Origin of the sequence: Variovorax sp. 38R (assembly GCF_014843395.1) — a bacterium.
GTDB lineage: Bacteria > Pseudomonadota > Gammaproteobacteria > Burkholderiales > Burkholderiaceae_C > Variovorax > Variovorax paradoxus_H.
This window is the reverse complement of the sequence record NZ_CP062121.1, coordinates 3,461,613-3,487,428: the sequence shown is the minus strand read 5'-3', so window position 1 is coordinate 3,487,428 and position 25,816 is coordinate 3,461,613. Positions and strand designations below refer to the sequence as shown.

The window sequence follows — 25,816 nt, the reverse complement described above, 5'->3', positions numbered from 1 at the left end:
AGAGGCGAGGCGCACTCGCCGATAATTTTCAACATGACCCCCGCACCCACCCAACGCTACGCACGCGTGCTTTCCATCGCCGGCTCCGACAGCGGCGGCGGCGCCGGCATCCAGGCTGATCTCAAGACCTTCGCGGCCCTCGGCTGCTACGGCATGACGGCCATCACCGCGCTCACCGCGCAGAACACGGTGGGTGTTTCGGGTATCTACGGCGTGCCGCCCGATTTCCTGAAGGCGCAGATCCAGGCCGTGGTGGAAGACATCGGCGTCGACGCCGTCAAGCTCGGCATGCTGCACGCGCCCGAGGTGGTCGAGGTGGTGGCCTGGGCCATCGACCGCTACCAGCTGAAGAACGTGGTACTCGACCCCGTGATGATCGCCACCAGCGGCGACCGCCTGATCGCAGCCGAGACGGTGCAGGTGCTGGTGCGTGAACTGTTCCCGCGCGCCGTGGTGATCACGCCGAATCTCGACGAGGCCGCCTTGCTGGTCGGCCATGCCATCGGCGGCATCGACGCGCTCGACGGCGCGGCGGACGAACTGCTGGCGCTCGGCGCGAAGGCCGTGCTGCTCAAGGGCGGCCACCTGCCCGGCGACGAAGTGGTCGACGTGTTGCTGGAGCGCAGCGGCGCGCGCAAGCGGCTCGCGTCGCAACGCATCGCCAGCCGTAACCTGCACGGTACCGGCTGCACGCTCTCGTCGGCCATCGCCGCGCACCTGGCATTGGGGCTGGCGTTGCCCGACGCGGTCGAGCGCGCACGCGCGTACATCCTCGGCGCGATGAGCGCCGGTGCGAATGTGCAGGTGGGTGCGGGCCACGGTCCGCTCAACCACGGCTTTGCGCCAGTGCCGACCCACCGCTTGCCGCTGTCGGCCGGCTGAGCCACGCCAGAACGAAAGTCGCTGCCAGCGTCGGCAATGCCGAGCCGAACTGCGGCGCCCATTTGGCGAGCGCGTGGTAGGCCGCGATGCCCGCGAGCCAGATCAGCGCCGCGCCCCAGTCGATGGTGCGCGTGCCGCTTGCCGACACCGCGTTCCCGCTGCCCAGCCGTCCCAGGATCACGCCGTACAGCGGCACGAACACCGAACTCAGCAGCAGCAGGAAGGGTTCGAGCGTGTGCATCGGCAGCACCAGCGCGAGGCCGATGCACAGCACCGCCAGCAGCAGGCCCCAGCGCTTCACGCTCCAGCGCGGCAGCAGGCTGTGCGTGGACACCGAGCCCGAGTACACGTCGCCGTAGGCGTTGTCGAGTTCGTCGATGAGGATCAGGCCCAGCGCCACCAGGCCGCCCTGCGCCAGCAGCAGCGCCATGACGAGGCTGGTGCCCGGCTCGGCCACGCTCACGACCATCACGCCGAGCGCGTAGCACCAGATGTTGGCGAGCGCGTAGCCGATCCAGGTGCCGCTGAACGCGCTGCCCAATCCACCGGCTGCGCTGCGCTTGCCGTGGCGCGCGTAGTCGGCCACCAGCGGCAGCCACGACACCGGCATCGCAATCACCAGGTCGAGCGCACTGAACATGCCCATGCTGCCGTTGCCCGGCCGCGCCCAGAAAGCGTCCAGGCCCTTGGCGTGCAGCTGCGTCGCGAACTGCCAGCTGAGCCACAGCAGCGACAGCACCACCAGTGGCAGGCCGAAGCGGCTCACGAAGCGGCGCACCAGCTTGACCATCGAGCCCGCGAGCAGCGCCAGCAGCACCGCGCCCCACAGCAGCGTGGTCAGCACGCCGCCCCAGACCGTGCCCAGCGCGGGGCCGAACGCCTGCAGCCCGATGGCCTGCGTGCCCTCGCGCATGATCACGAGTTCGAAGGTGGTCCAGCCCACCAGCTGCACGATATTGAGCAGCACCGGCAGCCGCGCGAAGGCGCTGCCGTAGGTGGCGTGCATCAGGCCGGCGCTGGCCAGCCCGGTTTCGCAGCCCAGCCGCGCGGTCCAGGCCAGCAGCCCGGCGCCGAGCAGCGAGCCCAGCACGATCGCCAGCGCCGCATCGCGCGTGCCCACGGCCGGCACCAGGTAGGCGCCGATCTGCATCACCAGCAGCCCGACGCCGAGGCTGAACCACAGCGAGGCGTGGTCGTGCCAGCCGAAGACGCGCCGGGATAAGGGCAAGGGCGTCAGCGCCTCATTGCCAGAGGAAGTTCCGTTGTGGTCGTGTGCCATCCGTTTTGCTCCAGTGCAAAAGGTTTGGCAGGTGGGCGAGGCTCCAGTGGCGCGGCCGTCACGCGAGACAACGCGACAGGCCACCGGACCAGCTTCCCTGCGCGAGGATTACCTCAAGCCATGCAAATAAACACGGCAGAACAGGTTCAAAGGGTGTTTTCTCAGCCGATCCGACGAGTCGGGCCAGCACCCCTAGCGAGTCGCCATTTTAGGCGCGCATCGGCGCGCTCAGCGAAAAGTAGTCGGCGTACGGCAGAATCGGCCAAAAACAGACTTTGGCGTGGCCCAACTTCAGGACAAAAGCATGCATTGCATCATGGTCGTCGAAGACTGCTTCGCCATAGGCGGAAAAGGGCTCGCTGTAGTTGGGAATCAACTTGTGCAGGCAATGCCGCTGGAATCGTCGGTCGTAGAACTCAGGCGTCCGGGTCGGCAAACGCTGAGCACGATGGTGGTTGACTCCGGCATTTTTTCTTCCCCGATGGATGGCTCCAAAACGCGGTCTTTTTCCATTCTGTTGCCTGCAAATCTGCAGGTCGACGACGTGCCGCTCGGCTCCGAAATTTGGCAGTCGCAGGCCATGTCGTAGTTCGGCCAGCAACTGTCGTTCGCCGCAGCGAACAAACGAGTTAAGAGCGGACGTTCACACTATGTCAAGAGTAGAGAAACTTTGCGCCGCTTGTGAGCTGTTTAGTCTTGCGCTGAAAGAGATTCCTGGCAAGGCTTCAGAGACGCTTGGCCAATCATGTGCTGGAGTGCGCAGCTTCGTTGCCACAGCCCGCGAAGGAACTCCCAAGCCGACTCCTTCCCAGTTGGCCGCGGGATTGGAGCAAGGTTGGCGAGAGGTGCTGGATTCGTTGTCAGGTTTTCCTAAAGAATGGCGGCCCGCCGTGGCAAAGGCGTGGTTCTCTGCGACAGAGCGCGCATATCCAGAGTTCATGGCAAATGAAGAACGACGACTTGCCAAGGTGCTTCAACGCGGAAGGATCCGCACCGAAGCAGAGTTCTATCGCGTTCGGCATGAAATCGATGTGCTCGAAGGTCAGCCTGACAGGCAAGCTGAGTTGCAGCGGCTGTATTCCATCATCGGCGATTTTGAGAGCCGGCTTTAATGTCAGGTACCGACCAGGATCGGGCGTTTGACATAGCACTTGACGCCGGAATGGCTGCTTGCGATTGAGCGCTACTTCCGCTTGGGGCCCTTAGCGGTCTTCCGTTGTCGGCCCAAGAGCCCCTGACCTCGTCTTACCTCAGTCAGGTTCAAAGGGACTCTCTCAGTCAGCCCCGGAAAAATCCGGCTCGACACCCCTAGCGATGCGCCCCAGCGAACTGCGGCGCGGGGCGGATTTTATCCCTGCGCGGCGGAACGCCCCAGACGCATGAAAATCCGCGTCGCGAGGGCGGTTTAGAACGCCTCGGGGAACCACGACACATGGCAGACGATTTCAAGCACCCGGAACCGGCCCCGGCGCCACCCGAGCAACCGCCGCGCACCCGCCTGCGCCGCTTCCGCGTCGACGTCGGCACGATCATCTGCGCGGTCGCACTGCTGCAGTCGCTGCTGCTGGTGGCCTTCGGCTACTGGGGCGCGGAGAAGCTGGTGTCCAAGGTGGGCGAGTCGGCGCACAAGGTCAACCATGACCGCGTCGAAGACAACGTCCTTGCCTTCCTCGCGAAGACCGAGGGGCTGGTGCGCGCCATCGCCCACACGCCCGACCTGCACCCGGCGGGCCACGACGGCGAGCAGACCGCCGAGCTGCTCTGGGCCGCGCTGGAACAGACACCAGAGATCGACAGCATCGGCGTGGGCAGCGACGACGGCCACTTCCTGATGGCCATGCGCCACCCCGTGCCGGTAGTGCGGCAGGTGCTGCGCGACGGCAGCTTCAGCACCGAGACCTGGGAGTACAAATCGCCGCCCGACAGCGATGCCGACGAAGACCCACGGCGGCGCTACGAGACGACGCGCATCGAGGCCTTTCGCAGCGAAGACGACCCGGTGCACCAGGACTGGTTCACGCAGGCCGAGAAGGCGCGGCGCGCCGTGTGGACCGCGCCCTACGTGTTGCCTTCGATGAAGGAGCTGGGCGTGAGCCACGCACGGCCGAGCCGGCGGCAGGACGAGGAGGGCGCCACGCAGACCTTCGTGGCAGTCGCCAGCGTGTCGCTCGGTCATCTTTCCAGCCTGGTGCGCCTGTTCGGCGGCACGGGCCACGGCCACAGTGCCTTGTTGAGCGCCGACCACCACGTGATCGCGCGCAGCGACCATCCGCACTCGGTGCGGAAGTTGGAGGACCCCGACGACGGCGTGCTCGGTGCGCTGCACACGCACATGCTGGCCAACGGCAGCCGCGGCTGGACAGAGGACATGGCCTTCGCGCTCGTGCACGAGGGTATGCACTACCAGGTGCAGACCTCGCGCATTCCGGCCACCGACTGGCACCTGGTCAGCTGGGAGCCCGAAGAGGCGTTGATGGGCGCGCTGCATCGCAACGTGCTGTGGTCGCTGCTGCTGGTGCTGGCGTTTCTGGTGATCGCGCTCTTCATTTCGCTGCGCCTGTCGAAGCTCGTGACGGCGCCCATCGAAAGCCTCGCGCGCACGGCGCGGCGCATCGGGCGGCTGGAGCTGGACGACCTGCCGCGCGAGCCCAGCCGCGTGCTCGAGATCCAGCACCTGAACCAGGCGCTGGACGAGTCCGCGCGCAGCCTGCGGGCCTTTCGCAAGTTCGTGCCGGTGGACGTGATCCGCCAGCTCATCGCCGAAGGGCACGCGCTCGCACCCAACGGTTCGCCGCGCCGCGTCACTGCGATGTTCACCGACGTGGAAGGCTTCACCGGCATCTCGGAATCGATGCCGGCCGATGTGCTGATGCGGCAGCTGACCGACTACTTCAACCTCGCGACCCGCGTGTTCGCGCGCCACGGTGGCGTGATCGACAAGTTCATGGGCGACGGCATCATGGTGCTGTGGGGCGCACCCGCCGACCTGCCCGACGCGGAGCATCGCGCCTGCGTGGCGTCGCTCGAATTGCACGCCGAGATGAACGAGCTCAACCGCCGATGGCAGGCCGAAGGCCTGCAGCCCTTCCGCACGCGCATCGGCATCCACACCGGCGTCGTGATCGCCGGTGTGCTCGGTTCGAGCGACCGGCTGTCGTACACCGCGCTGGGCGACGTGATCAACGCGGCGAGCCGCATCGAGGGCATCAACAAGCAGCTGGGGACGCGCACGCTGATGTCCGAGACGACATTCCAGGGGCTGGGCGGGCGGCTGGCCACGCGACGCATCGAGGAGCAGATCGAGCTGCGCGGGCGGCAGACGCGGATGGTGCTCTACGAGCTGCTAGAGGTCGAGCACCAGCCTGGGTGAGAGTGCCCGCGAGCAGCAGGGCAGGAACTGGTCGTTGGCGGCCTGCTCGGCGGGTGTCAGATAGAGGTCGTGGTGCGCGACCTCGCCCGCAAGCACGCGCGTGAGGCAGGTACCGCAGACGCCCTGTGCGCACGACACAGGAATCTCGACGCCCTCCGCGGCGAGTGCGTCCAGCACGGTCATCGTCGCGGGGATGTGAACGACGCGGCCCGATCGGTGCAGTTCGACCTCGAAGCTCCCATGTCCGTCAGCCGGCGGCGCAGCGCCCGTGAACGACTCGAAGTGCACCTGTGCGTCCGCCCAGTACAGGGCGCGCGCGGTCGTCCGCACGGCTTCGAGAAAGCCTGCGGGGCCGCAGACGTAGACATGCCTGCCTGGGGCCGGACTGCCGAGGGCTGAAGCAAGGTCGAGGCGTTGCGCGGGCGGGCCGTCGTCATGGTGAAAGAACACCTGGTCCGCGAACGCGCTGTCTTCGAGCCGCCGTCGGTAGGGCGCACGCGCCACCGAGCGGCTGCAGCAGTGCAGCGCGAAGTCGGCCCCCAGCGCGGCCAGCCGCTGCGCCATCGACAGCAACGGCGTCACGCCGATGCCGCCGGCCAGCAGCAGGCTGTGCGTTGCGCTTTCGTCGAGCGCGAAGAGATTGCGCGGCGGGCTGATCTGCAGCACCGAGCCTTCGTGGACAGCGTCGTGCATCGCCCGCGAGCCGCCGCGCGAGGCCGCATCGCGCAGCACGCCGATCTCGTAGTGGCCCTCGTCGTCGGGGGTCGAGGCATTGCACAGCGAATACTGGCGCACCAGCCCGCCGGGCAATGCCACGTCGATGTGCGCGCCCGGCGTGAAGGCCGGCAGGCGCTCGCCATCAGTGGGCACCAGCCTGAAGCCGGCCACGCCCTCGGCCTCGACCGTCTTGCGCGCCACCCGTACCGCGATGCCCGCGCCGCTCAACACGCCGTTCACTCCTTGGGCACGAGGAAGTTGCCGGCCTCGAACTGCACGGGCGGTGCCGCGGGATCGAAGCTCACGCCGGCCGGATCGCGGCCCTCACGCACCGCATCGAGCTGGCGCTGCAGCAGCCGGCGCAGCATCACGATGCCGCGGTCGGACGAGGCCAGGTGCTCTTCCGAATGCGCCGTGATGGCGCCCTGGCTCACCTGCGCCTCGTAGTCGCCGGGGAAGGCTCGGTGCTCGGCCTCGGTCAGCGCTTCCCACAGCTTGCCGTTCAGGCGCGAGCGCATGCGGGACAGGTCGCCGGGGGTCTTCACGCGGCCCACGGTGTAGATGCGGAAGCTGTGGTCGTCGATGGGCAGCACCCAGCCGATCGACTCGACGCGCCCATACGTGGCCACGCGCGGGTTGGGCACCACGCGCAGCGTCGGCAGCACGGGGCCGGCCACGCGGCGGAAGGTGCGGCCGTCGTCGAGCGTGCGGATCGAGGTGATCGTCACGCCGGTCTCGGTGCCTTCGAAGCTCACGTCGGGCATTTGGCCCATGAGCGCCACGAACTGCGTGCCGCTGAAGCTGCCGTGCAGCACGGGCACGTGGAAGGGGTCGGCCACGTTCTCGTAGTGCTGCAGCCAGTTGCACGGAATGACCTGCGGCCCGCCGCCGCCGATGCTGTTGCCGTCGGCCTCCAGCGTCTCGCCGTCGTCCATGGTTTCGAGGCAGTCGTAGCGCGGCAGCACGGGTTTCTTGTCGGCCGGGCCGAGGTAGGCCCAGATCAGGCCGTACTGCTCCTGCACCGGGTACCAGGGCTGGCGCACGCGACCGCGGCTGCGCGCGCCGCCTTCGGGTTCGCAGGGCTGGTCGACGCAGTGGCCCTGCACGTCGAACATCCAGCCGTGGTAGCAGCAGCGGATGCCTTCTTCTTCCACGCGCCCGTAGTACAGCGACGCCCCGCGGTGCGCGCAGCGCCAGTGCACGAGGCCCGCGCGGCCGCGCTTGTCGCGGAACAGGATGAGGTCTTCGCCCAGCACGCGCACCTGGCGCGGCGTGTCGGTGGCGTCGGCGGCCAGGCCGATGGGGTGCCAGTAGCGGCGCAGCAGCTCGCCCATGGGCGTGCCGGCGCCGACCTCGGTCAGCTCGGGCTTGTGGCTCGGCGCCTTGCGGCCGTAGGCGGTACCGGTGTCGAATGAAATGGGTTGCCACTCGGAGGTGGCGGAGGGCGGGACAACGGCGCTCATTCGGGGGTGACTCCTGCGGCCTTGATCAGGTCCGCCACGCGGGGAAAGTCGGCCTTGTAGCCGGCGCGGAATTCGGCGGGCGTACTGCCGAGCGGCTCGAAGCCGTAGCCCGCCAGGCGCTCCTGGATGTCGGGCAGCTTCGTGATCTCGCGCAGCGCAAGCGACCATTCGTCGAGCACGGGCTGCAGCGTGCGGGCGGGCGCGTACACGCCGATCCAGCTGTCGAGGTCGAAGCCTGCAAAGCCCTGCTCGGTGAAGGTCGGCACATTGGGCATCGAGCGCACGCGCTGGCGGCCCGTGATGCCCAGCACCTTGATGCGCCCGGCTTGGGCGAGTCCACGCGCGGTCGCAGGGTTGGCCCAGGCCACGCCCAGGGCCTCGCCGAACATGTCGTTGTGTGCGGCGGCCTCGGCCTTGTAGGGCACGTGCACCAGGTCGATGTGGTTCTGGCGCGCCAGCAGTTCGCCGAACAGGTGCGCGTTGGAGCCGTTGCCCCAGGTGCCGTACGAAACGCCGGGGTGCGCCTTGGCGTAGGCCACGAACTCGCGCACGGTGGAGAAGGGCGCCGAGGCGCGGGCGATGAGCATCGGGCCGCCCGTGGCCAGCTGCGACAACGGCTCGAAGTCTTTCACCGGGTCGTAGGGTAGCTTCGGCTGCAGCACCACGTTGTTGATGTGCGTGAGCGGCAGCGTGAGCAGCACGGTGTAGCCGTCGGGCGCCGCTTTGGCGACGGCGTCGGCCGCGATGGTGCCGCTGGCGCCGGGGCGGGCCTCGACGATCACCGGCTGGTTCCAGCGCACCTTGAGCTTCTCGGCATAGACGCGGGCGATGGCGTCCATCGGTCCGCCGGGCGAGCCGAAGGGCACGATGCGCACCACGCGGTTGGGAAAGGGCGCGGGCTGCGCGAAGGCGGGGCCGGCGGCGAGGGCGGCGATGCCGACACCGAGAACGCCAAGCGCATGGCGGCGCGTGGTGCACGTCTTGTCCGCCTCGAGCGGCGAGGGTCTGAACCGATTCATCGTGTCTCCAGTCGTGTTGTACTTGTGCGATGGACGATACGGACAGCCTGCCCCGCGGGCAATTCGAAGCTTTGAATATGAGATATGGCCCAACGTGATATCCGCAGCCTCGACGTCGGCATGCTGCGGACCTTCGATGCCCTGATGCGCGAACGCAGCGTGTCGCGCGCGGCCACCAGGCTCTTCCTGAGCCAGCCGGCGGTGAGCGCCTCGCTCAATCGGCTGCGCGACACCTTCGACGACCCGCTGTTCACGCGCACGGCCCACGGCGTGGAGCCCACGGCGCGCGCGCATGCGCTGGCCGGCCAGGTCGAGCGCGTGCTGGCCGACCTGTCCGCGATGCTGGAGCCGGGCGAGGGCTTCGAGCCGGCGTCGTCGCAGCGCATCTTTCGCATCTCGGGCAGCGACTACGCGAGCCACCTGCTGCTGCCGACGCTCGCCAACGAACTCGTGGCCTGCGGTTCACGCATCCGCCTGCACTGGGAGACCAGCTCGTTCCTCACGCTCACCGAGCGCCTGCGCAAGGGCGACTTCGACGTGGCCGTGCTGCCGCGCCTGCAGCCGCCGAGCGATTGCGAATCGGCGCTGCTGTACGAAGACCGCTACGTGGTCGCGGTGCGACGCGGCCATCCGACGCTGGGCGGAGCGGCCACGCTCGATGCGTTCTGCGAAGCGCCGCATGTGTTCCTGGGCTACGGCAGTTCGGCGCTCGACGACCTCATCGACCAGGTGCTGGCGCGGCAGGGGTGCACGCGCAGCATGCGCGTGGCGATGACCAGCTTCGGCCAGACCGTCGACCTGCTGGCGCAGACCGACCATGTCGCCGTGCTGCCGCTGCGTGTGGCCGAGCGCTTTCGCGAGTTGCTCGCGGTGCACCCGCTGCCCTTCGAGCTGCCGGGCTACCGCTCGGTCGTCTGCTGGAACCGCCGCTCGAATTCGGATGCGGGCGTGCTGTGGCTGAAAGACGCGCTGCTGCGCATCGCGCTCACTGCGCCGGCTTGAGCCTGCGCGCGAAAGCTTCCAACCCGTCGATCGTGATCTGGATGTGCCGCTCGAAACTGCTGTCGAGTGGCACGGTGGTGCCGTTGTCCCAGCGCAGGATGAAGGCCTGGTTCGCCAGCTGCGGCAGGTGGCGCGCGAGCACCGGGTGGTCGAGCGGGCGGATCGTGTGGACGCGCTCGCGCAGCTCTTCGGCCCAGGCCTGCGTGTTGTCGGCGGGCAGGGGCGAAAACTCCATCGTCAAGAAGCCCAGCATCGCGGCGATCACGCAGTTGTAGGCCTCCCGCAGCGGTTCGCCGTCGAAGCCGGCCTCGGTCAGTGCCGCCAGCACGCCTTCGACCAGTTCGGTCGGCAGGCTGCCGTTCGACACCAGCTGCGCCCCGAGCAGCTGCGCCACGTTCGGGTGCTGCCGCACGGCCGCGCGGCAGCGGTGGAACAGCTCGGCGATCCATGCCTGCCAGGCGAGCGTGCCCTTGGGCGGCGTGACCTGCGCCATGACCGTGGCAGCAACCTCGGCGAGCAGCGCTTCGCGCGTGCTGACGTGCCAGTGCACCGTGGCCGGGTACACGCCGAGCTGCGCCGCAATCTCGCGCATGCTGAAGGCGCCGAGGCCGAACGCGTCGATGTGCGCCAGCGTGGCTTCGGCGATTTGCTGCTTCGACAGCGCCGCACCGCCTGCGGGGCGGCCGGCCGTTCGGGGGCGAGGCTCGGGGGCTTTTTTCTTCATGGATGCGCGCATTGTGCAGCCGGTGAATTGATTGTATAAATATTATTAATTGAGCATTGATCAATTAATCGCACCGACCCAGGCGCACCCCAACCCAAAGGATGTCTCCCATGACGACCGCTGCCGATACCGCCATCGACCAGGCCCTTGCCCAGGCCCATCAACGCTTCACCGACGGCAACCCTGAGAGCCTCAGCCGGTTCGAGGCGCAGACGCGCTACATGCCCGGCGCCAACAGCCGCTCGGTGCTGTTCTATGCGCCGTTCCCGCTCACCATCGCCAAGGGTGAGGGCGCAACGCTCTGGGACGCGGATGGTCACCGCTACACCGACTTCATCGCCGAGTACACGGCCGGCGTCTACGGCCACTCGGCCCCCGAGATCCGTGAGGCGGTCATCGAGGCGATGCAGGGCGGCATCAACCTCACGGGCCACAACCTGCTCGAAGGCCGGCTCGCGCAGACGATCTGCGAGCGCTTTCCGCAGGTCGAGCAATTGCGCTTCACCAACTCGGGCACCGAGGCGAACCTGATGGCGCTCACGGCTGCGCTGCGCTTCACGGGGCGGCGCAAGATCGTCGTGTTCTCGGGCGGCTACCACGGCGGCGTGTTGGGCTTCGGCGACCAGCCGTCGCCGACGACCGTGCCCTTCGACTTCCTCGTGCTGCCGTACAACGATGCGGACGCGGCGCGCGCGCAGATTGACGCGCACGGTGCCGACATCGCCGCCATCCTGGTCGAGCCGATGCAAGGCGCGAGCGGCTGCATTCCGGGCGGGCGCGAGTTCCTGCAGGCACTGCGCGACGGGGCCACGCGGGTCGGCGCGCTGTTGATCTTCGATGAGGTGATGACCTCGCGGCTGGGGCCGCACGGCCTTGCGAACGGCCTGGGCATTCGCTCCGACCTCACGACGCTGGGCAAGTACATCGGTGGCGGCATGTCCTTCGGCGCCTTCGGCGGGCGGTCTGACGTGATGGCGCAGTTCGATCCGCGCACAGGAGCGCTCGCGCATTCGGGCACCTTCAACAACAACGTGATGACGATGGCGGCCGGCTACGCGGGCCTCACACAGCTGTTCACGCCCGACGCGGCAGAGGCATTGGCCGAGCGCGGCGAGGCGATGCGGTCACGGCTCAACGCACTCTGCGAACGCGAGGGCGTTGCGATGCAGTTCACCGGCGTGGGCTCGCTCATGAATGCTCATTTCCTGCGGGGCGAGGTGCAGCGCGTGGCCGACCTGGCGGCGGTGGACGGGCGCTTGCGGCAGTTGCTGTTCTTCCACCTGTTGAGCCAGGGGATCTACACCTCGCCGCGCGGATTCGTCGTGCTCTCGCTGCCGTTGCAGGCGGAGGACATCGACCGCTATGTCGCCGCCGTGGGCAGCTTCATCGAGGCCTACCGGCCGTTGGTGCTCAGCGCGGGGTAGTACCAGTCACGCCCAGCAGCTCGTGCAGCCGCGTGCTGGTGGTTGTGTACTGCAGCGGGATCGCCTTGCCGGGGAACACCCGCGCCGCGGCGCCCCAGGCGGCCAGCGTGGCCTCATGGAAGCCGCAGACGATGAGCTTCTTCTTGCCCGGGTAGGTGTTGATGTCGCCCACCGCGAACACGCCGGGCTCGCGGGTTTCGTACTTCTCGGTGTCGACCGGCACCTGCTTGCGCTCCAGCGCCAGACCCCAGTCGGCGATGGGGCCCAGGCGCGGCGAAATGCCGAGGCAGGCGACCAGCGCATCGAGCGGCAGGTCGACGGTGGTGGCGTCGGGCGTGGTGATCTGCAGTTGCTGGCCGTCGAAGGCGCTTGGCTGGCCGACCCGGAAGGCCAGCTTGCCATCGGCCACGAGGGCGCGCATGGCCGCCACGTTCGCGTCGTCGGCCTGGAAGCCGTCGCGGCGGTGGACGAGCGTGACCTGCTTGGCCAGGGCCGTGAGGGCGATGGCGGTTTCCAGTGCGATGTCGTCGCCGCCGTTGACCACGACCGTCTGGCCCGCGAAGCGGTCGAGCGAATCGGGGTGATAGAACAGCGTCGAGCCTTCGAACTGCGCGATGCCGTCGACGGTGATGCGCTTGGGCACGAAGGCGCCAACGCCGGCTGCGATGAACACGGTCTTCGCGAGGAAGGCCGTGCCGGCCGAGGTGGTCAGCAGCAGCCGGTCATCGGCCTGGCGGGCCAGCGTAGAAACCTGCTCGCCAAAGTGGAATTGCGGCTTGAACGGCGCCACCTGCTGCAGCAGCGACTGCGCCAGATCGCGCCCACTGGTGACCGGGGTGCCGGGAATGTCGTAGATCGGCTTGTGGCCGTACAGCGCCACGCACTGGCCGCCCGCGGCGGGCAGCGCGTCGACGATGTGGCAGGAGATCTCGAGCAGGCCCAGTTGGAAGGCCTGGAACAGGCCGACCGGACCGGCGCCGATGATCAGCGCGTCGGTCTCGATCGGTGCGGGCGCCTGGCTCAGCGCACGAGCTCCGAGATCTTGCCGGTCTTGTCCTTCCACTCTTCAGCTTCGGGCAGGGCGGGCTTGCGCTTGGTGATGCTCTTCCAGCCGTCGGCCAGAGCCAGCTCGGCGTTGAGCTTGATGAAGGCGAGCTGGTCGGCCGGGAGGTCTTCCTCGGCGTAGATCGCATTCACCGGGCATTCGGGGATGCAGACGGCGCAGTCGATGCATTCATCCGGGTCGATCACCAGCATGTTGGGACCTTCGCGGAAGCAGTCGACGGGGCAAACGTCCACGCAGTCGGTGTATTTGCAACGGATGCAGGCTTCGGAGACGACGTGGGTCATTTGTCTTGTAGCGTCAGGAGAAGGGGCTGGAAAACCCTAGATTTTAGGCCTTTGCGGCGGGTGTCTGCACGAGCACGGCGGCGGCGGTGCGATGGGAGGCCGTATCGACCAGCACCAGCGACCCCAGCGCACGCGATTGGGCGAACGGCAGAACGGCCAGCGGCTGCTGCAGCGCAAGCACCACATCGCCGATGGCATTGGCCTCGAGCTGGGTTGCCGGCTCGGATTCGAGGGTCGTGATGTTCACGCGATCGACGATGCGCGCCACCTTGGCCTTGACCCAGCGGTGGCCCTGCAGCGCCCAGTACACGCGGCCCGCGACGAGCGGCTCGTCGTCGAGCCAGGCCACGGTGGCGGTGATCTCGCGCACGGGCTCGAAGGCCTCGGGCGCCAGCAGCCAGTCGCCGCGCGACACGTCGAGTTCGCGGTCGAGCACGATGCCGGCGCTGTGGCCCGCATGCACGCTTTGGGGCTGGCGCGTGTGGCTCAGCACCTGGGCCACGGTGGCGGTCTGGTTGCTCGGCAGCACGGTCACGCGCTGGCCGGGCTCCACGTGGCCCGAGGCGACGCGGCCCCAGAACACGCGGCGGCCCTGCGAGGTGTCGGCCGAGGCCGAGAACTTCTCGACCCACTGCACCGGGAAGGCGAAGGGCACGGCTTCGTCCGGCGCGGTCACGGGCAGGTCTTCGAGCAGTTCGAGCAGGCTCGGGCCTTCGTAGCCGACCCAGTCGGCATGGCGCGTGGCCACGTTCCAGCCCTTGAGGGCCGAGATCGGCACGATGGCCGCGACCTTCACGCCGGCGGCTTCGGCAAAGGCGTTCAGCGCGGTCGAGATGCGCTCGAAGGCGAGGGCGGCGTCGCCGATGGCGTCGAGCTTGTTGACCGCGAACACGATCGACTGCACGCGCAGAAGGTTGGCGAGCAGCGTGTGGCGGCGCGTCTGCGGCAGCAGCTCGCGCTTGACCACGGTGCCGTCTTCGACCTCGGCGGCCCATGCCAGCTTGGTGGCATCGACCAGCACGACGGCCGCGTCGGCGGCCGAGACGGCCGTGACCATGTTGCGCGTGTACTGCTCGTGGCCGGGCGCGTCGCCGATGATGAACTTGCGCTTGGCGGTCGAGAAGTAGCGGTACGCCACGTCGATCGTGATGCCTTGCTCGCGCTCGGCCGAGAGGCCGTCGGTCAGCAGGGCCAGGTCGGTTTCGCCGCCGCGCTGCACGCCGGCCAGCTGGTCTTGCAGCACGGTCTTGCTGTCGACCAGCAGGCGGCCGATGAGCGTGCTCTTGCCGTCATCGACCGAGCCGCAGGTGATGAAGCGCAGGGCGGTGCCGGTGTCGCCGTGGACGTCGGCGGGCGAGGCGTTGGAAATGACAGCAGCGTTCATTGAGTGGTTCTCCAATTCGTGGAACACCGCGGAACCGGCTTTGCCGGGCCGCTGGTGTTGCCCCTTCGAGGGGGTTGGCGTAGCGACACGAAGTGCGCGAAGCCTGGGGGTGGGTCAGAAATACCCGTCTTTCTTGCGTTTTTCCATCGAAGCTTCGGACGTCATGTCGTCCATGCGCGTGGCGCCGCGCTCGCTGACGTCGACCGACAGCGTCTCGATCACCACATCGCCTGCGCCTGCGGCCAGGCTCTCGACCGGGCAGGTGGTCGTGATGTCGCCCACGGTGCGAAAGCGCACGTCGCGCACCTGCACGGTTTCGCCATCGCGCGGCGGCGTGAGCTCGGTCACGGGCACCAGCAGGCCGCGGCGCTCGACCACTTCACGCTTGTGCGTGTAGTAGATCGACGGCAGGCCGATGTTCTCGCGCTCGATGTATTGCCACACGTCGAGCTCGGTCCAGTTCGAGATCGGGAACACGCGGAAGTGTTCGCCCGGGGCCAGGCGCGTGTTGAACAGCGTCCACAGCTCGGGGCGCTGGTCCTTGGGCTGCCACTGGCCGAAGGCGTCGCGGTGCGAAAAGATGCGCTCCTTGGCGCGGGCCTTTTCTTCGTCGCGGCGGGCGCCTCCGATCAGCGCGTCGAAGCGGAATTCTTCGATCGCTTCGAGCAGCGTCACCGACTGGTGCGCGTTGCGCGATTCGCCCGGGTGCGCCAGGCGCACGGTGCCGCGCTTCATCGAGTCTTCGACGCTGCGCACGATGAGTTCGGCGCCCAGTTCCTGCGCGCGCTGGTCGCGGTAGGCCGTCACTTCGGGGAAGTTGTGGCCCGTGTCGATCATCAGCAGCGGGTAGGGAATGCGGCCGACGCCGAAGGCTTTTTCAGCGCACTTGAGCAGCACCAGCGAATCCTTGCCGCCCGAGAACAGCAGGGTGGGGCGCTCGAAGGCGGCAGCCACTTCGCGCAGGATGAAAATGGTTTCTTCTTCCAGCGCGTCGAGGTGCGTGTTGGACAGGTTCGCGGGTGAATGCATGGGCGGCTGCAGCAGGTCGGCTTCGGTACGGGCGTTCATCGGATGGGGTCCTGGAGGCGGAGATCGATCGTTCAGTGCGACAGATGCAAGCCGCATTCGCGGTTGTCTTCGCCCTTGGTCGGGTCCACGTAGTCGAAGTTGTTGGGCAGGCCGTTGGCTTCGCAGTATTCGTACAGGTCCTTGGACGACCAGTGCAGCAGCGGCGCGACCTTGATGAGGCCGTCCGGGTTGACGCTGACCGGGTCCATCTGGGCGCGCACGGCCGTGTCGGTGGCCCGCAGCGCGGTGAACCAGACTTTCGGTGCGGTTTCGCGCAGCGCGCGGGCAAAGGGCTCCAGCTTCACTTCTTCGGTGAAGGCGGCATGGCGCGGATCGTCGAGCGCCGGCGTGGGGCCTTCGACCGCTTCGCGGTGGGCGCGCGAACGGCGCGGCAGGTAGATGTGCAAGTCCAGGCCCAGGAGCTTCGTCACCTCGTCGGCAAAACGGTAGGTGGCCTCGGTGTTGTAGCCGTTGTCCATCCAGACCACCGGAACGTCCCGCTTGGCGCGCGTGACCATGTGCAGGATCACGGCCTCGAACGGGCGGAAGTTGGTGGTGATGATCGCGGGCTGGCCCAGGCCGACGGCCCAGTCCACCAGGCCCGCGGCGTTGCGGCCGAGGTCGGTGTTGATGCGTGCGAGGTCGATGTCGGTGGCGATGCTCATGGGGCTCTCTTGTCTGCTCAGGCGCCGGCCACGAAGTGCGGCGCGGTCTTCACTGCGTCGCCCTGGTAGAACGCGGCGAAGCGGTCGAACTGGCGCTGTGCGTCGGAGGCGTCCACGCCTTCCTTGAGCACGGCGCTGGAGAAGCCGGTGCGTTCCATCTGCACCAGCTGGTCGATCAGCACGTCGCCGGTGGCGCGGATGTCGCCCGTGAAGCCCAGGCGGCGGCGCAGCAGGAAGGCCTGGCTGTAGGCGCGGCCGTCGGTGAACTTCGGAAAGTTCAGGTCGATGCGCTCGATGTCGGCCAGGCACACCTCGATGGCGAGCGGGTCGGCGTCGTTGGCGAGCTGCAAAACCTTCGGGTCGCCGTCGTCGATGTGGTCTTCGGCGGCCAGGATGTTCAATGTCTTTTTCATGCTGCTTCCTCCACCTTGAATCGCGCACCGTTGGCCGAGGCCTTGAACGGGTCGTGGCCCACGCGGCGCAGGGTGTCGATGAAGGTCTCGCCGTTTTCGCGCGTGTCGCGGTAGGTGGTGAGCACGGCTTCGATCACGCCCGGCACTTCGGCCGCCGAGAACGAGGGGCCGACCGCCTTGCCGGCCTGCGATGCGCCGCTGAGCGCGGAACCGTCGGAGCCGCCGAGGGTGACCTGGTACCACTCCTTGCCGTCCTTGTCGACGCCCAGGATGCCGATGTGGCCGCTGTGGTGGTGGCCGCACGAGTTGATGCAGCCGCTGATGTGCAGGTCGATCTCGCCCAGGTCGTCGAGCTCGTCGAGGTCTTGATAGCGCTCCGTGATGGCTTCGGCGATGGGAATGGAGCGGGCGTTCGCCAGCGAGCAGAAATCGCCGCCGGGGCAGGCGATCATGTCGGTCAGCAGGTGCACGTTGGCGCTCGCGAAACCGGCGGCGCGGGCGGCGAGCCACAGCGCGTGCAGGTCTTCGGCATGCACCCAGGGCAGCACCACGTTCTGGTCGTGCGTCACGCGGGCTTCGCCGGCCGAGAAGCGGTCGGCCAGCTCGGCAACGGTGTCGAGCTGGTCGGCCGAGGCGTCGCCAGGGGCCTGCTTCAGGCGCTTGAACGACAGCGTGACGGCGCGCAGCGCGGGGTTCTTGTGCGCGTCGACGTTGCGAGCGAGCCAGCGCGCGAACATCACGTCGTCGGCGGCGTAGGCGCGCAGTTCGGCGTCGGTCTTCTCGGCGCTTTGCAGCACGCGGGTGGCCAGCGTCGGCGGCACGAAGGAGGCGGCCACGCGGTCGTACTCTTCCTGCGTGATGGTGTGCGGTGCGCCGTCGTGCTCGATGATCTGCTTGTACTCGGCCTCGACGTCGTCGATGTAGCGCTGGCCTTCGGCCTTCACCAGAATCTTGATGCGCGCCTTGTAGATGTTGTCGCGACGGCCATAGCGGTTGTAGACACGAATCACCGCTTCGAGGTAATTCATGATCTGCTGCCAGGGCAGGAACTCGCGCAGCACGGTGCCGATGATGGGCGTGCGGCCCATGCCGCCGCCCACCTGCACGCGGAAACCGATGTCGCCCGCTTCGTTCTTCACCACGTGCAGGCCCACATCGTGCCAGCCGGTGGCGGCGCGGTCTTCGGTGGCGCCGGTGATGGCGATCTTGAACTTGCGCGGCAAAAAGGCGAACTCGGGGTGCAGCGTGCTCCACTGGCGCATGATTTCCGCGAACGGGCGCGGGTCGGCGATCTCGTCGACCGCAACGCCGGCGCGCTCGTCGCTCGTGATGTTGCGGATGCAGTTGCCGCTGGTCTGGATGCCGTGCATGTCGACCGAGGCCAGCAGGTCCATCACGTCGGCCGACTTGGCCAGCGGAATCCAGTTGTACTGGACGTTCTGGCGCGTCGTGAAGTGGGCGTAGTGGGTGGGCAGCTTGTGGCTGCCGAGCTGGCCCTGGATTTCGATGGCCTTGCGGTAGACCTCGGCTTCGGGCTCGTCGTACTCGCGGGCGATGCGGGCCAGCACGCGCAGCTGCTTGCTCGACAGCTCGCCGTACGGCACGGCCACGCGCAGCATCGGTGCGTAGCGCTGCACGTACCAGCCGTTTTGCAGGCGCAGGGGACGGAACTCGTCCTCGTGCAGGCGGCCCTTTTGCCAGCGCTCGAGCTGGTCTCGGAATTGGGCAGCGCGTTGGTGAACGAACTGGCGATCGAATTCTGTGTATTGGTACATCGTGCGTATGTGTCTTGAAGTGCGGTGCGTCCAGCGCCCCAGCAAGAAGCCGAGATTCTGAAAGCCCGCCTTATGGAAACAAACTATTTTTTGGTTCGCGCCTTATGCGGATAAGCTAATTCACCAGCATCCATGCGGGTTGCGAGACGGTTGATTGCTTATTCCGGATAAGGCGCGGACGCCGGCGCGGGGTCGCCGGACGCTGAATTCTAGAAACTTGGGGGCGCCTGCGCAGGGCGCCTATCTCAGCCTGAAGTCGAAGCCGAGGGTCTGCGGCGAGCTCAGCAGCTGTCGGGCGGCCTTGTCGGCCTGGTGTTGCGCGTTGAGCCATTCCCGGGCCAGCCTGGCCTCGGTCCGGTTCAGGTGCTCGATGCCGTGGTGGCGCTCCTTCGACCAGGCCTGGAAGCAGCGCACGACCCGCAATGGGTCGCCGATCTGCTCCTCGATCCGCAACCGGTAGATGTCGGCGGCCACCATGACATCCTTCAAGGTGAAGTTCTGGCCTTTGACGTGGACCACGTAGGGGACCACATAAGAAGTTGTCCTGGCGAGATCGCTCATGCCTTCATCCGTGCCTCAAGTCGCTGCCTGTGCCGCAGATTAGCGGCGGGTATCGAAATGAAACTGAGCGTTTCTGAGCGCTAGCCCGGCGTCCGACCGGCGGTGGACTAGCGCCGGATGAGCGTTTTGGCGTGGAAGCGGTAGCCGGCGTTGCGCGCCGTGTTGATCGGCAGCACCAGCCCCGTGGCCTCGCTGACCTTGCGCCGCAGGCGGCGAATCTGCGTGTCGAGGCGGCGCTGGTCGTAGCTCAGGTAGTGCTCGCCCAGCGCCTGCACGATCTGCTGGCGGCTGGCAATTTCGCCGCCGCTGCGCATCAGCTCGTGCAGCACCGTGAGGTCTTGTTCCGACAGCGCAATGGGTGCAAAGCCCGGCGGCGACAGCCGGCGCGGGCCCAGCTCCAGCACCCAGGCGTCGGCCGGCACCGCGGCGGGCGAATCGCCAAGGCGCCGCGACAGCGCCGCCAGCGTGGCCGCCAGTTCATCGAGGTCGGTGGTTTTCGACAGGTAGTAGTCCGCGCCGATGTCCAGCCCCGTCACGCGGTCGCGGGCGCCGCCACGCGCCGTCAGCACGACGATGCCCAGGCGCTCGCCGCGTTCGCGCAGTTCGCGGATCAGCGACAGGCCGTCGCCGTCGGGCAGCCCGAGGTCAACCAGCGCGATGCCGTGGCGGGCCGGGTCGTAGGTGCGGCGGAAGCCTTCGAGCGACGCCTCGGCATCGACCCGGTAGCCGCTGCCGGCCAGGAACTCGCTCAACTCTTCACGCAGCACGGCTTCATCTTCCAGCAGGATCACATCACGCATGGGGAACAGGGTAGGGGCTGGCGGACGGGGGAATCTGAGCGTTTCTAAGCGGCGTGAAAGGCGCCCAGATTCTAGGTGCGGCATCGATAATCCGCGCCCATGAAACGCCTCGCTCGGTGCCTGTGGTTGTGCGGTTGCCTCGCCGTGTGGGGCCTTCTCTTTTCGACTGCGGCCACAGCCGGCGTGTTGCGGCTGAACCCGCTGGCGAGCGTCGACAGCCACGGCCAGTTGTCGATGCTGCGCGACCCCGAAGGCCAGCTGAGCGCCGACGAGGCCGCCGCCGCCCCGGGCTGGAAGGCCTTGCCCGGCGCCGTGAACGCGGGCTTCACGCGCGATGCCGTGTGGATCAGGCTCGAGGTGAAGCGCCCCGCCGACGTGCCGCAGCAGCGGTGGCTGGCGCAGTTCAGGAACGCACTGCTCGACGACGTGCGGCTGTACCGCCGGGACGACGCCGGCCGCTGGCACCTGGCGGTGCAGTCGGGCGAAGACATCGGCCGCGAGAACTGGCCCATCGACGCGCGCAACGTGCAGCTGCCGCTGACGCTGGAGAGCACCGAACCCACGCCGCTGCTGCTGCGCCTGCAATCGCGCAACGCCATGTCGACCACCATCGGCTTTGCGGCGCCCGAGGTCTACGCGGGCACCGCGCGGCGCGAGTACCTCTTCTACGGCCTGGGCTTCGGTTTCGGCCTGATGCTGATCGCCTTCCACGCCCTGTTCTGGCAGATGACGCGCGAGCGCGTGAGCGCCTGGTACCTGGTCTATGTTTCGAACGCGCTGCTGGTCGAGTTTTTGTCGGCCGGGTTGCCGCAGCAGTTGTTCGCGATGCCCGCGCGGCTGTCCGACATGCTGCTGAGCCTGTCGATCTGCGCCGGCGTGGGCATCGGCATCCGGTTTGCCGTCATGCAGCTGGGCGCTGACCTGCAGTGGCCGCGCTTCACCCGCGTGGCGATGAACGCGGTGGGCCTTCTGAGTGCCGTGGGCGTGGTGCTGGTGCTCGGCGGCGCCAACGGCCTGGCCATGCAGGCGGTGCAGGGGACCGCGATGCTCTGCATCGTGTGCCTGATCGGCGCGGCGCTGTGGCTGCTGCCGCGCGACCAGGGCCAGGCGCGCGCCTTCCTCATCATCTTCGGCATCTACTACGTGGGCGTGGTGGTGAGCTTCCTGCGCAACCAGGGCTGGCTGCCGGCCGGTGCCTGGACCGACAACGCGACCGCCATCGGCACGCTGCTGCACCTGCTGCTCATGAGCATGCGGTTGAACCGCCGCTACGACCAGCTGCGCCGCGAGAAGGAAGCCGCGCAGGCGCGTCTCGTGCACGTGGTCGGCCGCCAGAACGACCGGCTGGAGGTGGAAGTGCGCCGGCGCACGGCCGACCTGCGCGGCGAGATCGAGCAGCGCCAGCGCCTCGAGGTCGACCTGCGCGCGGCGCTGGAGACCGAGCGTCGCGCCAAGCAGTCGCAGGTGGATTTCGTCGCGATGGTGTCGCACGAGTTCCGCACGCCGCTGGCCATCATCCACACCACGGCGCAGCAGATCGCAAAGAACCTCGACGCCGCGCGCGAGAAGACTTTGGCGCGCTGCCAGAACCTGCGCGCCGCCGCGCAGCGCATGACCGCGCTGGTCGACGAGTACCTCACCTCCGACCGCATGGAAGCCGGCCAGACGCCGTTCCAGCCGCGCCCCTGCGAGCGCGACGAGCTGCTGGAGCTGTTCGAAGACCTGGTGGCCGACTGGCCAGACGGCCGCGTCGTGTGGCACGACGGGCAGTTGCCGCCGCAGCTGGTGTGCGACCCCGGGCTGCTGCGCGTGGCGCTGCGCAACCTGCTGGCCAACGCCGACCGCCACACACCGACGGGCCGGGCGATCGTGCTGGACGTGGTGCCGGCCGAAGCGGGTGGCTTGAACATCCGCGTGAGCAACCCCGGCGACGCGATCCCGCACGACGAGGTGTCGCGGCTGTTCGAGAAGTACTTTCGCGGCCGCCAGGCGGCGCGCTCACCGGGCGCGGGGCTGGGGCTGTATCTCGTGCATCAGATTGCGGAGCTGCACCGAGGGCACGCCCGGCTCGAAAGCGCCGGGCAGGACGGCCACGTGCGCTTCAGCCTCGCATTGCCCTGAGAGGCTTCAGCGCAGCATCGACGACATCGCCGAGCAGCAGTTCAGCATGCGCACGGCCGATTCCACCGTGTCAGCACTGAAGCGCAGCGTGACGCCATCGACGCGCTCAAACGTTGGCCACTGGCAGAACAGGTCGGCCATCATCGGCGACTGGGTGCGCAGCGTGACCACCTGCGGGCCCTTGAAGACCAGCGGACGCGCATGGGCACGCGCGGCCAGTGCTTCGATCACGCCGGCACGGATCGCCTGGCGCGACTGTTCCGACGACAGCGACACGCCGCTGTTGAAACCGGTCGCCTTCTTGGTCTGCACGAAGGTCGCGTGTGGAAAGAGCGCTTGGTTCTCGGAGATGAACACATCGTCGCCGCTGGCCATCACCACGGGCACGCCGTACTCGCCGGCCAGCGCGCCGTAGATGCCGGCTTCGCCCAGTTCCTGGTCGCCAAAGCGGATGCCCGCAAAGGCAAAGCCGTTGATCGTGTGCGCGAGGATGCCGCGGCCTTGGGCACGCGAGTGGTAGCCGACCATGCAGACCGCCTGCACGCCGTCTTCTTCCACGCCGGCCACCATGCTGAGGTAGCGCGGCTTGCCTTGCACGACACGGGCGCGCGCATCGAGCACGTCGGGCGGCATGTTGCGAAAGCCGCCGTGCGAGTCGTTCACCAGCACCTCGGTGGCACCGGCGTCGAAGGCGCCGGCAATCGCGGCGTTGGCCTCTTGTGCCATCAACACGCGGGCACGCTCGTACTCGGGGTTGCCCTGGCGCGCCTGCTCGTGGTGGTAGACGCCAGCCACGCCTTCGATGTCGGTGGAGATCAGGACTTTCATGGACGTGTGTTCAGACGAGAGGTGTAAGGGAAGACGCCGGCAGCAGCTCGCCGAGCGCGGCGCGGTGGTTGCCATCGCGGCCCGTGACGGGCGTGGCGCGCCACAGCGCATGAAGAATAGCCTGCTCGGTGCTGTCGGCCGCGGCCTGGAACAGCCCGTCGAGCAGCGTGTCGTGCAGCATCGCGACGGCCGGCATGGGCCGGTCGGCGCGGTCGGGCACGGTGTAGGCAGTGGAGAAAGCCAGCACGAGGTCGCCGCTGCCGTGGCCGAAGACCGAGCCCGTGCGGGCCAGTCCCGCGCCTGCGCGCAACGCGAGGCGGCGCAGCTGACGCGCGTCGAGCGGCGCATCGGTGGCGACGACGATGATGATCGAGCCCTTCTCGGGCTCCGACGCTTCCGTCGACGTCTGCTGCAGTGCCGCGAGCCGTTCGCCCACCGCATGTCCGGCCAGCACCAGTTGCGGCTGGCGCCCATAGTTCGAGAGCACCAGCGCGCCGACCGTGCAGGTCGTGCCGTCGGCCATCGCCACGCGGCGCGACGCGCTGCCGATGCCGCCCTTCAGCTGGAAGCTCGACATGCCGCGACCCGCGCCGACCGAGCCCTGCGCAAAGTCCGCATCGGTGGCGGCCAGCGCCTGCAGGTAGTCGGCCTCGGTCACGGCCAGCCGCTGGATGTCGTTGAGAAAACCGTCGTTGCACTCGAAGACCAGCGGGTTCACCGTGGGCAGCGCGCGGCCGGTCTCGGGGTTGGCCGCCGCGCAGTCGCGGATCTGCGCGGTCGCCACCGTGCCGACCGAGAAGGTGTTGGTCAGCGCGATCGGCGTTTCCAGCACGCCGAGCTCGGCCAGCTGCACCAGACCCACGCTCTTGCCGAAGCCGTTGAGCACCACGGCCGCGGCCGGCACCTTGTCGCGGAACGGGTCGCCCGCGTGCGGACGGATCACGGTCACGCCGGTCTGCACCGGGCCGTCGGCCAGCGTGCGGTGGCCGACCGTGACGCCTGCGACGTCGGTGATGGCGTCGCGCGTGCCCGCGGGGAGGGTGCCGATGAAGGGTAGGGAGGTCGTCGAGGCCATGAAGCGAGAAAGAAGAACGAAGAACTTACTGGCGGTCGATCTTCGGATCGAGCGCGTCGCGCAGGGCGTCGCCCAGCAGGTTGAAGGCCAGCACCGTGAAGAAGATGGCCAGGCTCGGGAACAGCGCCACGTGCGGCGAGGTCACCATGTCGGCGCGGGCTTCGTTGAGCATCGCGCCCCACTCGGGCGTCGGCGGCTGTGCGCCCATGCCCAGGAACGACAGGCTGGCCGCCGTGATGATCGAGGTGCCCACGCGCATCGAGAAGTAGACGACGATCGACGAGATCGTGCCCGGCAGGATGTGCCGCACGATGATGGTCCAGTCGGACGCGCCGATGCTGCGTTCGGCCTCGATGTAGGTCTGCTGCTTGAGCACCAGCGTGTTGCCGCGCACCAGGCGCGCAAAGGCCGGCACGCTGAACACCGACACCGCCACCACGACGTTGGTCATGCTGCTGCCCAGGATGGCCACCACGCCCAGCGCCAGCAGGATGCCGGGGAAGGCGAACAGCACGTCAGAGATGCGCATCACGATGCGGTCCCACCAGCCTTCGTAGTAGCCCGCCAGCAGGCCGAAGGCCGTGCCGATGAAGCCGCCCACCAGCACCGACAAAAAGCCGGCCGCCAGCGAGATGCGCGTGCCCGCCAGGATGCGGCTGAAGATGTCGCGGCCCAGCGGATCGACGCCGAACCAGTGCGTGGCCGAGGGCCCGCTGTTCAGCATGTCGTAGTCGAAGAAGTTCTCGGGGTCGAAGGGCACGATCCACGGTGCGAACACCGCGATGAACACCAGCAGCCCCACGAAGATGGCCGCGACGATGCCCACGGGCTGCTTCTTGAAGCGGCGCCAGCATTCGCCCCAGGGCGTGCGGACCTTGCCCGCGGTTTGCACCACTGCCACGGGAGAAAGAGGAACGATGGATTCGGCAGACACGCCGGAAGCTTGCGTCATGGCTGCGTGCTCACTTGTAGCGGATGGTCGGGTTGATGTAGCCGTAGAGCACATCGACCACGAGGTTGATCAGAATGAATTCGAGCGAGAACAACAGCACCAGCGTCTGGATCACGGGGTAGTCGCGCATCTGCACGGCGTCGACCAGCAGGCGGCCCAGGCCGGGCCAGTTGAACACCGCCTCCACAAGAATCGAGCCGCCCAGCAGGAAGCCGAACTGCAGGCCCATCATCGTGACCACCGGAATCAGCGCGTTGCGCAGGCAGTGCTTGATGATCACCGTGCGCTCGCGCACGCCCTTGGCGCGCGCGGTGCGCACAAAGTCTTCCTGGATCACTTCGACGAACGAGGCGCGCGTGAAGCGGGCCATCACGGCGGCCACCGCCGCGCCCAACGTGATCGAGGGCAGGATGTAGTGCTGCCAGGTCGCGGCGCCCACCGTGGGCAGCCAGCCGAGCTGCACCGAGAAGATCTGCATGAGCAGCATGCCCAATGCAAATGCGGGGAATGAAATGCCCGACACCGCCAGCGTCATGCCGATGCGGTCGGGCCATTGGTTGCGGAACACGGCCGACACGATGCCGATGCCCATGCCGAAAATCACCGCCCACACCATGCTGGTGATGGTCAGCATCACCGTCGGGAAAAAGCGCTCGGCAATCTCCGTCGACACCGGCCGCCGCGTGCGGATCGAGGTGCCGAAGTCGCCTTGCACCATGTGGGTGAAGAAGCTCACGAACTGCTGCGGCAGCGGCTTGTCGAGCCCGAGGTCCGCGCGCACCATGGCCACGGTCTGCTCGTCGGCATCCTGGCCGGCGGCAAGGCGCGCCGGGTCGCCGGGGAGCATGTGGACGAACAGGAACACCAGCACTGCCACGATGAGCAGTGTCGGGATCAGGCCCAACAGTCGTTTGAGAAAGTAATTCAGCATGGGGTGCGGGCAG

Annotated in this window: 25 protein-coding genes; 7 read left to right on the top strand and 18 right to left on the bottom strand. The window is 67.8% G+C overall.

Annotated features, from left to right (window positions below; all coding sequences use genetic code 11):
* The first annotated feature begins 33 nt into the window (after positions 1 to 33).
* Positions 34 to 882: a bifunctional hydroxymethylpyrimidine kinase/phosphomethylpyrimidine kinase gene (gene thiD / locus IG196_RS16035; RefSeq protein ID WP_192191915.1), complete on the top strand. Its 849-nt coding sequence runs from the start codon at positions 34 to 36 to the stop codon at positions 880 to 882.
* Here thiD and IG196_RS16030 read toward each other — a convergent pair.
* Positions 827 to 2,161 (bottom strand): purine-cytosine permease family protein, encoded by a 1,335-nt coding sequence (locus tag IG196_RS16030; protein ID WP_192191914.1) that lies wholly within the window; start codon positions 2,159 to 2,161, stop codon positions 827 to 829. The two genes, thiD and IG196_RS16030, sit on opposite strands and share 56 nt — an antisense overlap.
* 280 nt (positions 2,162 to 2,441) lie before the next feature.
* Between IG196_RS16030 and IG196_RS16025 the strand changes: the two genes are divergently transcribed.
* The 3 genes from IG196_RS16025 to IG196_RS16015 all read left to right on the top strand — a co-directional run bounded on the left by IG196_RS16025 (position 2,442) and on the right by IG196_RS16015 (position 5,531).
* On the top strand, positions 2,442 to 2,750 hold the full coding sequence (locus IG196_RS16025) for a hypothetical protein (RefSeq protein ID WP_192191913.1): 309 nt from the start codon (positions 2,442 to 2,444) through the stop codon (positions 2,748 to 2,750).
* A gap of 61 nt (positions 2,751 to 2,811) precedes the next feature.
* Positions 2,812 to 3,273: a hypothetical protein gene (locus tag IG196_RS16020; RefSeq protein ID WP_192191912.1), complete on the top strand. Its 462-nt coding sequence runs from the start codon at positions 2,812 to 2,814 to the stop codon at positions 3,271 to 3,273.
* Between the two features lie 320 nt (positions 3,274 to 3,593).
* Positions 3,594 to 5,531: an adenylate/guanylate cyclase domain-containing protein gene (locus IG196_RS16015; RefSeq protein WP_192191911.1), complete on the top strand. Its 1,938-nt coding sequence runs from the start codon at positions 3,594 to 3,596 to the stop codon at positions 5,529 to 5,531.
* On the opposite strand, the gene IG196_RS16010 is transcribed toward IG196_RS16015, so the two are convergent.
* Genes IG196_RS16010 through IG196_RS16000 form a run of 3 tightly spaced genes read right to left on the bottom strand, consistent with a single transcriptional unit; the run spans position 5,505 to position 8,730 of the window.
* Positions 5,505 to 6,476 (bottom strand): PDR/VanB family oxidoreductase, encoded by a 972-nt coding sequence (locus IG196_RS16010; protein ID WP_192197036.1) that lies wholly within the window; start codon positions 6,474 to 6,476, stop codon positions 5,505 to 5,507. The genes IG196_RS16015 and IG196_RS16010 overlap by 27 nt on opposite strands.
* Before the next feature lie 8 nt (positions 6,477 to 6,484).
* Complete coding sequence (locus IG196_RS16005; protein ID WP_192191910.1) at positions 6,485 to 7,711, bottom strand: aromatic ring-hydroxylating dioxygenase subunit alpha; 1,227 nt, start codon at positions 7,709 to 7,711, stop codon at positions 6,485 to 6,487.
* Positions 7,708 to 8,730: a Bug family tripartite tricarboxylate transporter substrate binding protein gene (locus IG196_RS16000; RefSeq protein ID WP_192191909.1), complete on the bottom strand. Its 1,023-nt coding sequence runs from the start codon at positions 8,728 to 8,730 to the stop codon at positions 7,708 to 7,710. Before IG196_RS16000 ends, IG196_RS16005 begins: the two co-directional genes overlap by 4 nt.
* Before the next feature lie 84 nt (positions 8,731 to 8,814).
* On the opposite strand from IG196_RS16000, the gene IG196_RS15995 reads away from it, so the two are divergent.
* Positions 8,815 to 9,732 (top strand): LysR family transcriptional regulator, encoded by a 918-nt coding sequence (locus tag IG196_RS15995; RefSeq protein WP_192191908.1) that lies wholly within the window; start codon positions 8,815 to 8,817, stop codon positions 9,730 to 9,732.
* Here the strand turns inward: IG196_RS15995 and IG196_RS15990 are convergent.
* On the bottom strand, positions 9,716 to 10,456 hold the full coding sequence (locus IG196_RS15990) for a TetR/AcrR family transcriptional regulator (RefSeq protein WP_192191907.1): 741 nt from the start codon (positions 10,454 to 10,456) through the stop codon (positions 9,716 to 9,718). The two genes, IG196_RS15995 and IG196_RS15990, sit on opposite strands and share 17 nt — an antisense overlap.
* Before the next feature lie 110 nt (positions 10,457 to 10,566).
* On the opposite strand from IG196_RS15990, the gene IG196_RS15985 reads away from it, so the two are divergent.
* Positions 10,567 to 11,880, top strand: coding sequence for an aspartate aminotransferase family protein (locus tag IG196_RS15985; RefSeq protein WP_192191906.1), 1,314 nt, complete (start codon positions 10,567 to 10,569; stop codon positions 11,878 to 11,880).
* Here the strand turns inward: IG196_RS15985 and IG196_RS15980 are convergent.
* The 9 genes from IG196_RS15980 to IG196_RS15940 all read right to left on the bottom strand — a co-directional run bounded on the left by IG196_RS15980 (position 11,867) and on the right by IG196_RS15940 (position 19,896).
* Positions 11,867 to 12,943, bottom strand: a complete 1,077-nt coding sequence (locus tag IG196_RS15980; RefSeq protein ID WP_192191905.1) for an NAD(P)/FAD-dependent oxidoreductase — start codon at positions 12,941 to 12,943, stop codon at positions 11,867 to 11,869. The genes IG196_RS15985 and IG196_RS15980 overlap by 14 nt on opposite strands.
* A complete protein-coding gene (gene fdxA / locus IG196_RS15975) occupies positions 12,901 to 13,230 on the bottom strand; it encodes a ferredoxin FdxA (protein ID WP_056580277.1) in 330 nt (109 codons plus the stop codon). Before fdxA ends, IG196_RS15980 begins: the two co-directional genes overlap by 43 nt.
* 43 nt (positions 13,231 to 13,273) lie before the next feature.
* The gene (locus tag IG196_RS15970; protein WP_192191904.1) at positions 13,274 to 14,614 is read right to left on the bottom strand and encodes a sulfate adenylyltransferase subunit 1; all 1,341 of its coding nucleotides are present in this window, start codon (positions 14,612 to 14,614) and stop codon (positions 13,274 to 13,276) included.
* A gap of 114 nt (positions 14,615 to 14,728) precedes the next feature.
* Positions 14,729 to 15,682 (bottom strand): sulfate adenylyltransferase subunit CysD, encoded by a 954-nt coding sequence (cysD, locus tag IG196_RS15965; RefSeq protein ID WP_192191903.1) that lies wholly within the window; start codon positions 15,680 to 15,682, stop codon positions 14,729 to 14,731.
* Between the two features lie 32 nt (positions 15,683 to 15,714).
* A complete protein-coding gene (locus IG196_RS15960; RefSeq protein ID WP_192191902.1) occupies positions 15,715 to 16,347 on the bottom strand; it encodes a phosphoadenosine phosphosulfate reductase family protein in 633 nt (210 codons plus the stop codon).
* Positions 16,348 to 16,364: 17 nt separating this feature from the next.
* Positions 16,365 to 16,760, bottom strand: coding sequence for a DUF934 domain-containing protein (locus IG196_RS15955; protein WP_153284044.1), 396 nt, complete (start codon positions 16,758 to 16,760; stop codon positions 16,365 to 16,367).
* Positions 16,757 to 18,535: a nitrite/sulfite reductase gene (locus tag IG196_RS15950; RefSeq protein WP_192191901.1), complete on the bottom strand. Its 1,779-nt coding sequence runs from the start codon at positions 18,533 to 18,535 to the stop codon at positions 16,757 to 16,759. Before IG196_RS15950 ends, IG196_RS15955 begins: the two co-directional genes overlap by 4 nt.
* Before the next feature lie 240 nt (positions 18,536 to 18,775).
* Positions 18,776 to 19,096, bottom strand: coding sequence for a hypothetical protein (locus tag IG196_RS15945; RefSeq protein WP_143713719.1), 321 nt, complete (start codon positions 19,094 to 19,096; stop codon positions 18,776 to 18,778).
* 107 nt (positions 19,097 to 19,203) lie between these two features.
* A complete protein-coding gene (locus tag IG196_RS15940; protein ID WP_192191900.1) occupies positions 19,204 to 19,896 on the bottom strand; it encodes a response regulator transcription factor in 693 nt (230 codons plus the stop codon).
* 99 nt (positions 19,897 to 19,995) lie between these two features.
* Between IG196_RS15940 and IG196_RS15935 the strand changes: the two genes are divergently transcribed.
* Positions 19,996 to 22,017 (top strand): sensor histidine kinase, encoded by a 2,022-nt coding sequence (locus tag IG196_RS15935; protein WP_192191899.1) that lies wholly within the window; start codon positions 19,996 to 19,998, stop codon positions 22,015 to 22,017.
* A gap of 6 nt (positions 22,018 to 22,023) precedes the next feature.
* Here IG196_RS15935 and IG196_RS15930 read toward each other — a convergent pair whose 3' ends face one another.
* From IG196_RS15930 to gsiC, 4 genes are read right to left on the bottom strand one after another with little or no spacing between them, the layout of a single operon-like run.
* Positions 22,024 to 22,845, bottom strand: coding sequence for a M55 family metallopeptidase (locus tag IG196_RS15930; protein ID WP_192191898.1), 822 nt, complete (start codon positions 22,843 to 22,845; stop codon positions 22,024 to 22,026).
* Positions 22,846 to 22,855: 10 nt separating this feature from the next.
* On the bottom strand, positions 22,856 to 23,920 hold the full coding sequence (locus IG196_RS15925) for a P1 family peptidase (protein ID WP_192191897.1): 1,065 nt from the start codon (positions 23,918 to 23,920) through the stop codon (positions 22,856 to 22,858).
* Between the two features lie 25 nt (positions 23,921 to 23,945).
* A complete protein-coding gene (gene gsiD, locus IG196_RS15920; protein ID WP_101491793.1) occupies positions 23,946 to 24,872 on the bottom strand; it encodes a glutathione ABC transporter permease GsiD in 927 nt (308 codons plus the stop codon).
* 10 nt (positions 24,873 to 24,882) lie between these two features.
* Complete coding sequence (gene gsiC / locus IG196_RS15915; RefSeq protein WP_099789688.1) at positions 24,883 to 25,803, bottom strand: glutathione ABC transporter permease GsiC; 921 nt, start codon at positions 25,801 to 25,803, stop codon at positions 24,883 to 24,885.
* Positions 25,804 to 25,816 lie beyond the last annotated feature (13 nt).

What these genes read in the sequence shown, in the direction of transcription:
- thiD (WP_192191915.1), top strand. Translation starts at nt 34, where the DNA reads ATGACCCCCGCACCCACCCAACGCTACGCACGCGTGCTTTCCATCGCC.
- IG196_RS16030 (WP_192191914.1), bottom strand. Translation starts at nt 2,161, where the DNA reads ATGGCACACGACCACAACGGAACTTCCTCTGGCAATGAGGCGCTGACG.
- IG196_RS16020 (WP_192191912.1), top strand. Translation starts at nt 2,812, where the DNA reads ATGTCAAGAGTAGAGAAACTTTGCGCCGCTTGTGAGCTGTTTAGTCTT.
- IG196_RS16015 (WP_192191911.1), top strand. Translation starts at nt 3,594, where the DNA reads ATGGCAGACGATTTCAAGCACCCGGAACCGGCCCCGGCGCCACCCGAG.
- IG196_RS16005 (WP_192191910.1), bottom strand. Translation starts at nt 7,711, where the DNA reads ATGAGCGCCGTTGTCCCGCCCTCCGCCACCTCCGAGTGGCAACCCATT.
- IG196_RS16000 (WP_192191909.1), bottom strand. Translation starts at nt 8,730, where the DNA reads ATGAATCGGTTCAGACCCTCGCCGCTCGAGGCGGACAAGACGTGCACC.
- IG196_RS15995 (WP_192191908.1), top strand. Translation starts at nt 8,815, where the DNA reads ATGGCCCAACGTGATATCCGCAGCCTCGACGTCGGCATGCTGCGGACC.
- IG196_RS15990 (WP_192191907.1), bottom strand. Translation starts at nt 10,456, where the DNA reads ATGAAGAAAAAAGCCCCCGAGCCTCGCCCCCGAACGGCCGGCCGCCCC.
- IG196_RS15985 (WP_192191906.1), top strand. Translation starts at nt 10,567, where the DNA reads ATGACGACCGCTGCCGATACCGCCATCGACCAGGCCCTTGCCCAGGCC.
- fdxA (WP_056580277.1), bottom strand. Translation starts at nt 13,230, where the DNA reads ATGACCCACGTCGTCTCCGAAGCCTGCATCCGTTGCAAATACACCGAC.
- IG196_RS15970 (WP_192191904.1), bottom strand. Translation starts at nt 14,614, where the DNA reads ATGAACGCTGCTGTCATTTCCAACGCCTCGCCCGCCGACGTCCACGGC.
- cysD (WP_192191903.1), bottom strand. Translation starts at nt 15,682, where the DNA reads ATGAACGCCCGTACCGAAGCCGACCTGCTGCAGCCGCCCATGCATTCA.
- IG196_RS15960 (WP_192191902.1), bottom strand. Translation starts at nt 16,347, where the DNA reads ATGAGCATCGCCACCGACATCGACCTCGCACGCATCAACACCGACCTC.
- IG196_RS15955 (WP_153284044.1), bottom strand. Translation starts at nt 16,760, where the DNA reads ATGAAAAAGACATTGAACATCCTGGCCGCCGAAGACCACATCGACGAC.
- IG196_RS15950 (WP_192191901.1), bottom strand. Translation starts at nt 18,535, where the DNA reads ATGTACCAATACACAGAATTCGATCGCCAGTTCGTTCACCAACGCGCT.
- IG196_RS15945 (WP_143713719.1), bottom strand. Translation starts at nt 19,096, where the DNA reads ATGAGCGATCTCGCCAGGACAACTTCTTATGTGGTCCCCTACGTGGTC.
- IG196_RS15940 (WP_192191900.1), bottom strand. Translation starts at nt 19,896, where the DNA reads ATGCGTGATGTGATCCTGCTGGAAGATGAAGCCGTGCTGCGTGAAGAG.
- IG196_RS15935 (WP_192191899.1), top strand. Translation starts at nt 19,996, where the DNA reads ATGAAACGCCTCGCTCGGTGCCTGTGGTTGTGCGGTTGCCTCGCCGTG.
- IG196_RS15930 (WP_192191898.1), bottom strand. Translation starts at nt 22,845, where the DNA reads ATGAAAGTCCTGATCTCCACCGACATCGAAGGCGTGGCTGGCGTCTAC.
- IG196_RS15925 (WP_192191897.1), bottom strand. Translation starts at nt 23,920, where the DNA reads ATGGCCTCGACGACCTCCCTACCCTTCATCGGCACCCTCCCCGCGGGC.
- gsiD (WP_101491793.1), bottom strand. Translation starts at nt 24,872, where the DNA reads ATGACGCAAGCTTCCGGCGTGTCTGCCGAATCCATCGTTCCTCTTTCT.
- gsiC (WP_099789688.1), bottom strand. Translation starts at nt 25,803, where the DNA reads ATGCTGAATTACTTTCTCAAACGACTGTTGGGCCTGATCCCGACACTG.